This is a genomic window from Bacillus thuringiensis, from assembly GCF_022095615.2.
In the GTDB taxonomy this organism is placed as follows: domain Bacteria; phylum Bacillota; class Bacilli; order Bacillales; family Bacillaceae_G; genus Bacillus_A; species Bacillus_A cereus_AG.
Map to the genome: position 1 here is coordinate 1,873,775 of NZ_CP155559.1, position 12,157 is coordinate 1,885,931.

The window sequence follows — 12,157 nt, forward strand, 5'->3', positions numbered from 1 at the left end:
TGATATGATGGAAAGATTCGTTTGGAAACCGAATATGTCTCTAACGACTCCTCTGTATAAACAAATAGAAACGTATGTAAAAGAAAGAATCGTTAATGGAGAATGGACTATTGGAACGAAATTACCTTCACAAAGAGATTTGGCACATACATTTGGGGTAAACCGGAGTACAATTGTAATGGCTTTCGATGAGCTAGTGGCAAAGGGATACATTGAAGGGAATGGCAGGAAAGGGACAATTGTTATAAATAATAATGAGAATGCTTCAACGTACGCACCCCCGCCTAATTGGCAGTCTTATGTAGAAACAGGACTTCATTATCCGAATCTGCCTGCTATTCAAGAGATTAATCAAGCTGAATTTTATCCACATGTAATTCGTTTAGGAACAGGTGAGCTCGCACCAAGTCTTTTACCTGAAAAAAAGATGAAAGATATTATGAATAAGCTTTTAAAGTCGAGCATGATACTTGGGTATGAAGAACCGAAAGGAAATTTCTATTTAAGGAAGAAAATTGCGGACTATTTAAAGGGACATGGTGTATATGTAACTCCTGATTCTATATTAATTGTTTCAGGAGCAATTCAAGCGTTGCAACTGATTTCTATGGGGCTTCTTCCAAAAGGGGCATCCATCTTATTAGAAAAACCATCTTATTTATATTCTCTTAATGTTTTTCAATCTGCAGGAATGCGTTTAATTGGTATACCAATGGATGAGAACGGTTTACATGCATCATATATTACAAAATATAAGAAGCAATTTAATGCATCTATTTTATATACAATTCCGTCTTTTCATAATCCGACGAACTTTAGTATGAACGCAAAGAAACGGACAGAAGTGATGGAAATATGTAACGAAATTGGATTGCCTATTATAGAGGACGCGGTGTATCAAGACTTATGGTTTGATGGGCCTGTTTCAAAGCCTTTAAAAGCATATGATAAAAATGGGATTGTACTACATATCGGGAGTATGTCTAAAGTCATTAGTCCAGGATTAAGAATTGGATGGATTGTTGGATCAGAGCCAGTCATTCAAAGATTGGCAGACATAAAAATGCAAACAGATTATGGTTCAAGTTCTATATCCCAACAAATTGCAGCGGAATGGTTTGCCGATGGATTGTATGATGAACATTTACAGTTTGTAAGAACTAAGTTGAAAAAACGCAGAGATTTTATGATACAAATGTTAGAGAAATACTGTCGTGATATAGCAACTTGGTATGAACCGTCAGGTGGTTTTTATATTTGGTTACATATGAATGTACCCGTTTCGAACCGTAGCTTATTTGACAAAGCTTTGAAAGAAAAGATTTTATTAAATCCAGGTACTTTGTATGATAGAAGTGCAAACCAATTTTTGCGTCTATCCTATTCATACGCACCGTTAGAAGAAATTGAAATAGGTATCAAAAAACTTGCACAACTAATGAAAAAGTAAGAGGAGAAAGTAATGAAACAATATGTAATTTGCCAAATTATCAATGGAGAAAAATATTTAGCTGCTTATGCGGAGACGAAGCAGGATGCAATTGAAAAAGCAGAATTGTTAGGATTACGAACAGGAAATCGATACACCGTTATTACTGCCGAGGAAGCGGAAGGGTTAACGTATCCTTAAGCAACGAATAATAATGATGCAGCAGGAAGTAAATAAGCCTAGTAATATATGATATTACTAGGCTTATTTTTTTTGAAAGCGTTACGTGTTCTCGTATGAAAAATAATAGTATTATGAGTCAAGTTGACGGAAATACCGATTTGTTGTTCGGTCCTGATTTCCATTTCTATATGCATCAATATATTGTCTGAAGTTCCAAGATTGTAAAAATTTATTTGCGGCGTTATAACCAGAATTGTAAAGCCACTCTTTTTCTTCCTTTGTTAACTCAAAGTTTGTACTAGTAATGGACCCTGTTGGAATTGTAATTGTCCTTGCTTTTGATTCCTTGTCTAAATGACGTAAATCATGGGCTTGCATCATTGTTTTAAATAGTCCTTTAAACATGGAGATAGGCTCGTTATAGTGGGCAGGATCAGCTTGAATCTCATCTTTTACGAAATGAAACCCAAAAGTCGGCCAGCGAGGAGAGGTAGGTGAGTCGAAAATCCAAATAGGATAATTACTTAAAATCCCTCCATCAACCATATAACAAGGTTGCTTCCATTTAGGGGTTCTCCATTTTACAGGTTCAAAGAAGAAGGGGATTGTAGTACTCATTCTTACAGCTTTAGCAATAGAGAAGCGATAATTTAAAAATCCGTAGTTCGGCAAATCATCGGGGAAGACAACCATTTTACCATTACTTATATCAGAAGCGATAATTTTAAGCTTATTTAAATCAGGTAAATCTGTAAATAAGTGTACTCCTTTTTTTCGAAGTAATTCTTCAATCCATTCTTCTATAAAAATATTAGAGTAAATACCAAGAGTAGTCCATGCACTTAATCCTTTGCCGATAAACGGGATTCTGTCAATAAAGGTTTTCTTCGTAAATTTATTATAATCAATATCAGTTATAATTGTTTTTAACTCTGAACAAGAATATCCTGCTGCTAGGAGTGCAGCGATAATAGAACCAGCTGATGTTCCAGCTACACGCTCCCATTCATAGCCTTTTTCAGCTAACGCGCAAATTGCCCCTACATGCGCAATTCCGCGTACACCGCCTCCTTCAAAAACACCATCAATCTTCATCAATCATACTTCCTTTCGAATAAAAGATTTGAAAATGGCAAAAAAGCACGTATTGTACGTGCTTTTTTACAATAGTTTTTAAAATTTACTAGCAGCCTACAAAGCCGCCCCAACAGCTAGCTCCGATGATGATTAGAAGGATAAATAAAACGATTAATAAAGCGAAACCTCCATAACCACATCCACCACAACTGCCGCCGTAACCGTAACCGCCGCAACTATATCCGTAACCCATGTGGAATTCCTCCTTAAATTAAAAATAGAAATGAACGAGGGGAAAATGTACTGGAAGAAATAATGAACTATCGTGTTTGTAGGAACAATGTATACTATGCTTTTTTAAACTTGTTCGCGTATGGAGGAAGAGCCCGTTTTTTTGGAGGCTTGTTGTTTTTACAAAGAATGGAGTATAATTTTTGTGCGATGATACAAATAAATATGTAAATATAAGGAGAATTTATGAATAACCAAATTGAAGTATTAATTGATAAATATGGGCTGACGCATTTAAAAGAGGAACTTATTAATACTGTATTTCCTTGTATAAAAGTCGTACCAAAGCAGGAGGAAACAGTTGCGATAGGTAGTTCGAAAATGGGAGGAGTTCCTGATTTATCAGCTGCATTTGAATACCCAACGCACAAAGGAAATCCGTTACAGTTTATCGCTCAATTTAACTTAAATGATTTACAAAATGTTAGTATGAATCACAATCTTCCAAAGACAGGGATGTTATATTTCTTTAGCATTGAAAATTACTTTGAAGAAGATGTGAAACCAACTGAAGCGGGACGTGTACTTTATTATGATGTTTCTGTAGAGCAATTACAAAGAGCAGATGAATTCGAAACGAATTATAACCAGTGTGCAGCTACTTTTGAACTGACATATAAATTGCCAGAGCTTTTCATTGAAGATGAGGCTGATTCAGATCGATTCTTACAATTGCTTGAAGAACTAATCCCAGACAATTACGATAATCATCAAATGTTTGGAGAGCCATTCTCTGTACAAGATGAGGTATTGCACGAGACTGCACAATATATGGACATAAACCCGCAGCAAATGACGCTTTTATTCCAAATTGATTCAGATACTAAAAATTGTAATATGATGTGGGGAGATTTAGGAATGCTTTATTTCTGTATTGGAAATGAAGACTTAAAAAATCGACGTTTTGAAAATACATGTTGTGTATTACAAACTTGTTAATGAAGAAGGTTGTTCTTGTAAAAAGAACAACCTTTTTACAATGTTAAATATGCATAATCTCATATGACCTATACGAAAAAGTATTGTATACTCTGAAACTATACGATACTTTTTTCGTATAGTTATAGAATATAAGGAGTGACGAGATGGGAAAGACAAGTAAGTATGTGACAGCTACCCTGCTTTGTTCAACTATAGTAATGGGAGGCTTACATGCGTCAACGGTATCTTATGCAGCTACGAATCCGTCTGTAGCGACAACACAATCAGATGCAAAGCTGTTAAATAATTTCCGAAAAGAATTAAAAAAACAGGTTGATAATCGAGAAGAAAATATTACAATCACATATAAAACAAAAGATAGCAATGCTAGAAATGTTATGGACCAATTGTATGGCGAGTTTAATAAAATTGTAGATGCAGATGAGTATGTAAAATATAATGTAGCCTCTACTAAATATTCTATTAAAGGGTTACCAGGAAACTATACGTTTACATTGGAAGTGAAATACCGTGAATCAAAAGAGCAAACAAATTATGTGAAATCTCAGGTAAAAGCAATTATCGGTTCAATTGTAAAACCTGGAATGGATGAGCATGAGAAAGTAAAAGCTATTCATGATTACGTTGTAAAACATGTATCTTATGATACGTCTTATAAAGCGTATACAGCATATGAAGCATTAGCGAATCGTTCTGCCGTTTGCCAAGGATATACGTTATTAACATATGAATTGCTAAAAGAAGCGGGTATCCAAAACCATATTGTAACAGGTACAGGAAATGGACAAGCTCACGCATGGAATATAGTAAACATTGAAAACAAATGGTATCATCTTGATACGACATTCGATGATCCAGTACCAGATAAAGCTGGGCGCGTAACATATTCATATTATAATATATCTGACGAGCAATTAAGTAAAGATCACGACTGGGATCGTAGTAAATATCCGGCAGCAACTACAAGTTACTATGGTGAATTAACAAACAAAATAGAAGCGGGTAGTTCAAAAACTACTGCATACAAACAAATGTTGAAAGAAACAAATTTAAAATATTTGTCTGCACAATACGGGGCAGACAATTACAGTGAATTTAAGAAAAAATTACAGCAACAATTTGCTACTAAGCCAGAAAAGGTAGAAGTACGATATAAGCAGTCTATGGATGGAACAATGCAAGATATAAAGAAAGTGTTAAATGAAATAAATTGGCCAAAAGGTGCAAAACGTGTATCTTATGAAGTAGCACCTTATAGCGCGATGGCAGATTATTCATTAGCGACAATTACATTTACTTATTAATTAAGAAGAGCATCTTGGAAAGGTGCTCTTTTTCTTATGTATCGCTTTAAAAAACAGAATTGTGTGATAAAATATAAAAAGGAAGGATGTGGAATCTGAATGGATTTGTTCGAAAGTAATATTTTTACATTGATATATACTTGTTTAGTAATCGGACTTATCGTTTTGTTTTTCCTATCATTTACTTTGTTTGTTAGAAGGTTATTGCAAAACAGCGCTGCAAAAAAACAACATGTAATTAATATGAATAAGAAGCTAGACCGAATGATTGAATTGCTTGAAAAAGATAAGAAATAATGATTGAAGATGTATGAAAAGGGGAAGAGGATGGCTAATTATATAAAAGAATTACGTGAAAAAGTAGGGCACGACTGTGTTCTCATAAACTTTGCGGGTGGTTGTGTGTTGAATGAATATGGAGAAGTATTACTGCAAAAAAGAGGTGATTTTAATGCTTGGGGATTCCCTGGCGGTGCAATGGAAATCGGAGAATCTGCCGCTGAAACAGCGATTCGAGAAATAAAAGAAGAAACAGGCTATGATGTAGAAATAAATGAACTTATCGGGGTGTATACAAAATATTTTCAAGCGTATCCAAATGGAGACAAAGCCCAGTCCATTTTAATATTCTTTTCATGCTCGATTGCCGGAGGAGAGCAAAAAGTAGACGGTGATGAAACGTTGGATTTGAAGTTTTTCCCGTTAAGCAAAATGCCACCATTGTTTAATCAACAACATGAGGATTGTTTACAGGACTTACTAGAGAAAAGAGTAGGAATATATCGTTAACATAAAAAAGAAGCTAATGAGATTAGCTTCTTTTTTATGTAATTTATTTCCACCAATCATCAAACATAGACGCTGGTACTTGTCTTTTATGCTCGCTCACTGCGTAACGTTTTTCAATTTTTTCTGCAACGTCAGCTGGAACTGCTTTACCTTCTAAATAGTCATCTAGTTGATCATACGAAATACCTAACTCTGTTTCATCAGCTTGACCTGGTTTTTCATCTAATAAATCAGCTGTTGGCATTTTTAAGTAAAGTCGCTCGTCCGCACCTAATTCTTGTAATAGAGCGCGTCCTTGGCGTTTCGTCAATCCGGTTAATGGTAATAGGTCTGCACCACCATCTCCGAATTTTGTAAAGAATCCTGTTACAGCTTCTGCCGCGTGATCTGTTCCGATAACAAGTAGACCTTTTTGTCCACCAATTGCATATTGTGTAACCATTCGGATACGTGCTTTCACGTTACCTTTATTGAAATCTGTTAATGATTCACCTAATAAGTTTTCGTATTGGTTTGAGAAAGAGTCAACTGTTGAAGCGATATCAAATGCAACAGATTGATCAGCTTGAATAAATTGTAATGCTAATTGTGCATCATCTTCGTCTTTTTGCACTTTATAAGGAAGGCGCACGGCGATAAACGTTGCGTTACCACCTTCATTACGAATTTCCTCGACTGCAAGCTGAGCTAAACGTCCAGCTAATGTAGAGTCTTGTCCGCCACTAATGCCAAGTACAAATCCTTTTGCACCTGTTTTTTTTACATAATCTTTTAAGAAATCAACACGTTTACGGATTTCTGCTTTCGGATCAATTACAGGCTGAACATGTAATGCTTTCATAATCTGTTCTTGTAATGTCATTATGTTTCCTCCTATTCATATTAAAGCGGTAAATAAGTTTATATGTATATTGGTACATACTTCTATCCTTTATTATTTCGCAAAACTAACGAATATACAATAGGATGCGTGTATGAATATGAATGTAGTCATTATAATGAAACTGTTTCATATAAGCAATTTTTTTGAAACCTTTCAATAATGTAAGGTTTTTGTCATTTGAATCGATGGAAGGTATTTCCGTATTTTACTAATATAAAAACATAGTTAGTAGAAGGGCGGAGAAGTAATATGAACATTAGAGAACTCGCATACCGGAATGTAACACGAAATAGACGAACATACTCAGCATATTTTTTAAGTAGTGCATTTGCCATTATGGCCTTTTTTGTGTATTCATTTTTTGCGTTTCATCCGGCATTAAGTGCTGGAGAACTGGGGCAATACGTGTTCGTAAGTATGTCTTTTGCACAGTCCATTATTTACTTATTTACATTTTTCTTTATTTTATATTCGATGGGAATGTTTTTAAAAACGAGAAAGCGTGAATTAGGAATTTTAATGATGTTAGGTATGACGAAATATCAATTAAAGCGTCTTATCTTCTTTGAAAATATTATGATTGGGATAGGGGCAATTATTTTTGGGATTCTTGCAGGAATGTTCTTTTCTGGCATATTAATATTTGTAGCTCCGATGATATTAAAATTAGATATTTCCTTAGCTTATTACATACCAATGAAAGCCATTGTTGTAACAAGTATTATGTTTTTCGTGTTATTTATGATCATTTCATTGTTTAGTGCAGGAATGATTCGAAAAAATAAAATTATGAAATTGTTTAGAGGATCAGCAGAAGCGAAGCCAGAACCGAAAGCGTCTATTATTTCTTCTATATTAGCAGTCATATTACTTAGTGCGGGATATGCAGGGGCGCTGATGTCACACGGTGCAATGGTATTTGTCATGATGATTCCTGTTACAACGGTAGTCATTATTGGTACGTATTTGCTGTACAAGCAGTTGAGTGTCTTTATTATTAGACTATGTAAAAAAAGTAAACGTTTCTATTGGACACAGACAAATATTATTACGTTATCAGATTTAGCTTACCGTATGAGAGACAACGCCAGAATGTTCTTTATTGTAACCATTATTTCAACTGTGGCGTTTTCTGCAATAGGTACATTAGTTGGCTTTACATCAATGACAAAGGAGATTATGGAGAGACCAATTGCGTTTCACTACCAATCTAAGCAAGGGAATAATATTGAATCACAGCATATGCAAATGATTGACGAAGGATTAAAGAAATATAATATAACAGCTTCAAAAACTAAAATTTCGACGAAGAAAACAGAGGAGCAGTCGTTAAGAAGCGCCACCTTTATAAAAGAATCAGACTATAAGGGATATGCAAAGTTAACAGGAGAACCCTTTCATGCGGTATCAAATAAAGACGCTTTATTTTTGTCAGTCGATATACCAGGACCTCCGATGAAAGAAAGAAATGAAATTACGTTACCAAATATGAATGAACCTTTAAAAGTGAAAAAAGTTAATACTTCTTCATTAAGCAAAATACTAAGAGGAAACGTTTATGTAATCTCTAAAAATCAGTATGATGCATTACAAGATGGATTTAAAGAGGAAAAAGATTATGTATACAAAACGGAAGGAACGAAAGATGAAATTGAGGTTGGTAAAGAACTTACTAATCAGATGAAGCCTTATGAAGAACATGCAACGTTTCGTGCAGAAGAGTACGAACAAAACCAAAGTTTACAAATCGCAGGACCAATTTTATTTGTAGGTTTCTTTATTGGTATAGTATTTTTCGTATGTGCAGGAAGCTTCCTTTACTTCCGCTTGTTTTCAGATTTGGAGGATGATACTCGTTTGTTTGAGATGATTCGAAAAGTCGGCTTAACGAGTGGGGAATTATCGAAAGTGGTTACAATCAGATTGGCACTGTTATTCTTCGTTCCAATAGGTGTTGCAACGTTACATGGAGCAGTAGCGTTAACTGCACTGGGACAGATGTTTGAGTACTCACTATTTAAAGAAAATGCAATTGTATTAAGTATTTTCTTAGGAATTCAAGTTGTATATTTCTTACTGATACGATCTCGTTATTTAAAACAATTGAAAGAGAGATTACGTATGCGTTAATTGTTTTATTTTAACTTGAGTACAAAATTTTCTAAAAAGAGACAAGTATTACCAAAAAGTGATAAAATGGAAAGAGCGAGGTGGAAAAAATATTAATAAGTAAGGGGGGAGTAATATGAAAGCAACAGGAATTATTCGAAAAGTAGACGAATTAGGACGAATTGTTATTCCTAAAGAGTTACGAGAAGTATTAGGAATACAAATTAAATCACCACTTGAAATTTTCGTAGAAGAAGAAAAAATCATTTTACAAAAATATCAACCTTACAATGCTTGTCAAATAACAGGTGATGTTTCAGATCAAAACATATCATTAGCAAATGGAAACATTACTGTTAGTATAGATGGAGCGAAACATTTAATAAAAGAAATAGAGAAGTTTTTAAATAAGAGTGAGGCTTAGTCTTAATTTATTTTATTTTATTTTTAAAATTTCATATCATTCTTTAAAAACTATGAAAGGACCATTAAATTGGTCCTTTTATTTTGGTTATTGGTTGTACCAATTGAATTTTTGGTGAATAAAAATTACGAGATACATAAAAAGAGTAGTATAAAATTAGTAAGATATATTGAGAAATATTTTTAAGGAAGGAAAACGAAACGAATAAAACGAATGTTACATTTAAACCTTTTCAAAAGTGGTCTGAAATGAAAATAATATATTTTCAGGAGGGATTACGATGAATAGTAGTACAGCGAATAAACAAAAAGGTATACAATTGATTCCTTTTACAGTAGATAAGGTGGTTGAACAAGTAAATGAAATTCCACCAGGTGTACAACTCATTCATGCTCCACAAGTATGGGAGAAGAGTGCGAAAGGAAAAGATATTGTTGTTGCCGTATTAGATACAGGCTGTGATGTGAATCATATAGATTTAAAGGATCGCATTATCGGCGGAAGAAATTTCACGAAAGATTACGAAGGGGATCCAAATATTTATCTTGATAATAACGGACACGGTACTCATGTAGCGGGGACAATTGCAGCGACTGAAAATGGTGTCGGTGTTTTAGGAGTCGCACCACTTGCTAAAATGTTAGTATTAAAGGTTTTAGCGGGAGATGGTTCTGGAAGTTATGAGCAAATTATTGAGGCGATTCATTATGCTGTAAATTGGAGAGGGCCTAATAAAGAAAGAGTTAGAGTCATTTCAATGTCACTTGGTGGCCCGCAAGACGTTCCGGAATTACATGAAGCAATTCAAAACGCGGTAAAGCAAGATGTTCTTGTCGTATGTGCTGCTGGGAATAATGGAGATTGTAATGATAACACGGAGGAACTAGATTTCCCAGGTGCGTACGCAGAAGTAATTGAAGTCGGTGCTGTCAATTTAGAACGGAAAATCGCATGTTTTAGTAATTCGAATCAAGAAATTGATTTAGTGGCGCCAGGCGATGAAATATTATCTACGTATCCTGAAGGGAAATATGCGGTATTAAGTGGAACTTCTATGGCGACACCGCATGTTGCTGGAGCGCTCGCATTACTCATTCAGCAGTGTGAGAGGGAATATGGTAGAAAGTTATCAGAGCCAGAAATATATGCACAACTTATTAAAAGAACTGTACCTTTAGGGTATGAACGTACATCTGAAGGGAATGGATTAATAGATTTATTAAAAGAATAGTAAATACGAAAAAACATCTCATATGAATATGAGATGTTTTTTCGTATGGTTCTGTCACATGTACTTGGGAATCTAGTATTTCATTCTTTTTCACGAATTGTTGGACACAGATATATCTGTTTTTTCTGAAGTAGAAGCTATGCATATAATTAAAAAGAAGAGTTTGTTTTACTGGGCCAGTTTGTTCAAAATTAGAGAAAATTCATCCATTAATTATTACGAATACGTTGTTCGGTGGCGATATCGAAAAAGTGTGCTTTCGTTAAACTAAAAGCTAATGGAAGTGCATCGTTAGCTTTAATCTCGGAACGAGCATTAATTCGCGCAACAAAGTTTTGATTCGAAAGTTTTCCATGAATCATCGTTTCAGCACCTAATAATTCAGCAACTTCTACTGTAATTTCGACTGTGGATTCAGGTGAAGATTGAAGAACGATTGGTTCATCATGAATGTCTTCAGGACGAATGCCAAGTATGATTTTTTGTCCATTATATCCTTTTTGCTTTAATGTTTTTAGTTGGCCATCTGGTACTTTGAAGCGAATATTTTCTATATAGAAATAGTTCTCTTGTAATGTCCCGGTAAAGAAATTCATAGCTGGAGAACCAATGAATCCACCAACAAATATGTTTTCAGGAGTATCATATACTTCTTTTGGAGTACCAACTTGCTGGATGAGCCCATCTTTCATAACAACAAGGCGTGATGCCATTGTCATGGCTTCTGTTTGATCATGTGTTACATAAATAGTGGTCGTATTTAAACGACGATGCAGTTTGGAGATTTCTGAACGCATACTGACGCGTAATTTTGCGTCTAAATTCGATAGAGGCTCGTCCATTAAAAATACTTTTGCGTCACGGACGATAGCTCTTCCTAGTGCAACCCGTTGGCGTTGTCCACCTGATAATGCTTTTGGTTTTCGTTGTAAGTAATCTTCAAGCCCTAAGATTTTCGCTGCCTCCGTTACTCGGCGATTAATTTCATCTTTTGGAAGTTTGCGTAGTTTTAAGCCAAACGCGATATTGTCATAAACAGTCATATGCGGGTATAGTGCGTAATTTTGAAATACCATCGCAATGTTGCGATCTTTTGGAGCGACATTATTCATACGCTCTCCATCAATATAAAACGAACCATCGGAAATGTCTTCTAGACCTGCGATCATGCGTAGAGTTGTTGATTTTCCGCATCCAGAAGGACCGACAAATACGATAAACTCTTTATCTTCAATATGTAAATGAAAGTCAGAAACAGCAGTGGTTTTATTATCATACACTTTAAAAATATGATCTAATACAAGTTCGGCCATACATATTCACTCCTTATTGATTAATTGATTGAATTATAAGATCATTAGAAGCGTAAGTAAATTGGCACTGTGCACAAAAGAATGGGAGGCTTTTATGCAAGTTTACAGATTTAAGATACGAGAAAGCATCTGTAGGACTTAAGTTCATCTATAGATATGGGATGAAAGTATTACTTTTTCAT

The 12,157-nt window shown here is 34.8% G+C and carries 13 protein-coding genes; 9 read left to right on the plus strand and 4 right to left on the minus strand.

Annotated features, from left to right (window positions below):
- Nucleotides 1–7 precede the first annotated feature (7 nt).
- Both KZZ19_RS09660 and KZZ19_RS09665 read left to right on the plus strand, forming a co-directional pair.
- Nucleotides 8–1,450 carry a PLP-dependent aminotransferase family protein gene (locus KZZ19_RS09660; protein ID WP_237980918.1) on the plus strand — a complete coding sequence of 481 codons (1,443 nt, stop codon included), beginning with the start codon at nt 8–10 and terminating at the stop codon, nt 1,448–1,450.
- Between the two features lie 12 nt (nt 1,451–1,462).
- Nucleotides 1,463–1,630, plus strand: coding sequence for a DUF3933 family protein (locus KZZ19_RS09665; protein ID WP_016088270.1), 168 nt, complete (start codon nt 1,463–1,465; stop codon nt 1,628–1,630).
- Between the two features lie 111 nt (nt 1,631–1,741).
- Here the strand turns inward: KZZ19_RS09665 and KZZ19_RS09670 are convergent, their stop codons facing one another.
- Both KZZ19_RS09670 and KZZ19_RS09675 read right to left on the minus strand, forming a co-directional pair.
- On the minus strand, nt 1,742–2,707 hold the full coding sequence (locus KZZ19_RS09670) for a patatin-like phospholipase family protein (protein ID WP_237980919.1): 966 nt from the start codon (nt 2,705–2,707) through the stop codon (nt 1,742–1,744).
- 88 nt (nt 2,708–2,795) lie between these two features.
- Nucleotides 2,796–2,942 (minus strand): YjcZ family sporulation protein, encoded by a 147-nt coding sequence (locus KZZ19_RS09675; RefSeq protein ID WP_000540425.1) that lies wholly within the window; start codon nt 2,940–2,942, stop codon nt 2,796–2,798.
- Between the two features lie 224 nt (nt 2,943–3,166).
- Between KZZ19_RS09675 and KZZ19_RS09680 the strand changes: the two genes are divergently transcribed.
- The 4 genes from KZZ19_RS09680 to KZZ19_RS09695 all read left to right on the plus strand — a co-directional run bounded on the left by KZZ19_RS09680 (nt 3,167) and on the right by KZZ19_RS09695 (nt 6,015).
- Entirely contained in the window at nt 3,167–3,919 is a 753-nt protein-coding gene (locus KZZ19_RS09680) for a YwqG family protein (RefSeq protein WP_237980920.1), read from the plus strand.
- A gap of 146 nt (nt 3,920–4,065) precedes the next feature.
- Nucleotides 4,066–5,226, plus strand: coding sequence for a transglutaminase domain-containing protein (locus tag KZZ19_RS09685; protein ID WP_237980921.1), 1,161 nt, complete (start codon nt 4,066–4,068; stop codon nt 5,224–5,226).
- A gap of 99 nt (nt 5,227–5,325) precedes the next feature.
- Complete coding sequence (locus KZZ19_RS09690) at nt 5,326–5,523, plus strand: DUF4083 domain-containing protein (RefSeq protein ID WP_087980271.1); 198 nt, start codon at nt 5,326–5,328, stop codon at nt 5,521–5,523.
- Nucleotides 5,524–5,553: 30 nt separating this feature from the next.
- The gene (locus KZZ19_RS09695; protein WP_088096095.1) at nt 5,554–6,015 is read left to right on the plus strand and encodes an NUDIX hydrolase; all 462 of its coding nucleotides are present in this window, start codon (nt 5,554–5,556) and stop codon (nt 6,013–6,015) included.
- Between the two features lie 43 nt (nt 6,016–6,058).
- On the opposite strand, the gene nadE is transcribed toward KZZ19_RS09695, so the two are convergent.
- A complete protein-coding gene (nadE, locus tag KZZ19_RS09700) occupies nt 6,059–6,877 on the minus strand; it encodes an ammonia-dependent NAD(+) synthetase (RefSeq protein ID WP_088096096.1) in 819 nt (272 codons plus the stop codon).
- 270 nt (nt 6,878–7,147) lie between these two features.
- On the opposite strand from nadE, the gene KZZ19_RS09705 reads away from it, so the two are divergent.
- The 3 genes from KZZ19_RS09705 to KZZ19_RS09715 all read left to right on the plus strand — a co-directional run bounded on the left by KZZ19_RS09705 (nt 7,148) and on the right by KZZ19_RS09715 (nt 10,662).
- Entirely contained in the window at nt 7,148–9,028 is a 1,881-nt protein-coding gene (locus KZZ19_RS09705) for an ABC transporter permease (RefSeq protein WP_237980922.1), read from the plus strand.
- 115 nt (nt 9,029–9,143) lie between these two features.
- Nucleotides 9,144–9,431: an AbrB/MazE/SpoVT family DNA-binding domain-containing protein gene (locus tag KZZ19_RS09710; protein WP_000648284.1), complete on the plus strand. Its 288-nt coding sequence runs from the start codon at nt 9,144–9,146 to the stop codon at nt 9,429–9,431.
- 280 nt (nt 9,432–9,711) lie between these two features.
- On the plus strand, nt 9,712–10,662 hold the full coding sequence (locus tag KZZ19_RS09715; RefSeq protein WP_237980923.1) for a serine protease: 951 nt from the start codon (nt 9,712–9,714) through the stop codon (nt 10,660–10,662).
- A 209-nt stretch (nt 10,663–10,871) separates the two neighbouring features.
- Here the strand turns inward: KZZ19_RS09715 and KZZ19_RS09720 are convergent, their stop codons facing one another.
- Nucleotides 10,872–11,975 carry an ABC transporter ATP-binding protein gene (locus tag KZZ19_RS09720; protein ID WP_237980924.1) on the minus strand — a complete coding sequence of 368 codons (1,104 nt, stop codon included), beginning with the start codon at nt 11,973–11,975 and terminating at the stop codon, nt 10,872–10,874.
- Nucleotides 11,976–12,157 lie beyond the last annotated feature (182 nt).

Excerpts from the sequence above, each read along its gene's own strand:
- KZZ19_RS09660 (WP_237980918.1), top strand. The coding sequence starts at position 8 with ATGGAAAGATTCGTTTGGAAACCGAATATGTCTCTAACGACTCCTCTG.
- KZZ19_RS09665 (WP_016088270.1), top strand. The coding sequence starts at position 1,463 with ATGAAACAATATGTAATTTGCCAAATTATCAATGGAGAAAAATATTTA.
- KZZ19_RS09670 (WP_237980919.1), bottom strand. The coding sequence starts at position 2,707 with ATGAAGATTGATGGTGTTTTTGAAGGAGGCGGTGTACGCGGAATTGCG.
- KZZ19_RS09675 (WP_000540425.1), bottom strand. The coding sequence starts at position 2,942 with ATGGGTTACGGATATAGTTGCGGCGGTTACGGTTACGGCGGCAGTTGT.
- KZZ19_RS09680 (WP_237980920.1), top strand. The coding sequence starts at position 3,167 with ATGAATAACCAAATTGAAGTATTAATTGATAAATATGGGCTGACGCAT.
- KZZ19_RS09685 (WP_237980921.1), top strand. The coding sequence starts at position 4,066 with ATGGGAAAGACAAGTAAGTATGTGACAGCTACCCTGCTTTGTTCAACT.
- KZZ19_RS09690 (WP_087980271.1), top strand. The coding sequence starts at position 5,326 with ATGGATTTGTTCGAAAGTAATATTTTTACATTGATATATACTTGTTTA.
- KZZ19_RS09695 (WP_088096095.1), top strand. The coding sequence starts at position 5,554 with ATGGCTAATTATATAAAAGAATTACGTGAAAAAGTAGGGCACGACTGT.
- nadE (WP_088096096.1), bottom strand. The coding sequence starts at position 6,877 with ATGACATTACAAGAACAGATTATGAAAGCATTACATGTTCAGCCTGTA.
- KZZ19_RS09705 (WP_237980922.1), top strand. The coding sequence starts at position 7,148 with ATGAACATTAGAGAACTCGCATACCGGAATGTAACACGAAATAGACGA.
- KZZ19_RS09710 (WP_000648284.1), top strand. The coding sequence starts at position 9,144 with ATGAAAGCAACAGGAATTATTCGAAAAGTAGACGAATTAGGACGAATT.
- KZZ19_RS09715 (WP_237980923.1), top strand. The coding sequence starts at position 9,712 with ATGAATAGTAGTACAGCGAATAAACAAAAAGGTATACAATTGATTCCT.
- KZZ19_RS09720 (WP_237980924.1), bottom strand. The coding sequence starts at position 11,975 with ATGGCCGAACTTGTATTAGATCATATTTTTAAAGTGTATGATAATAAA.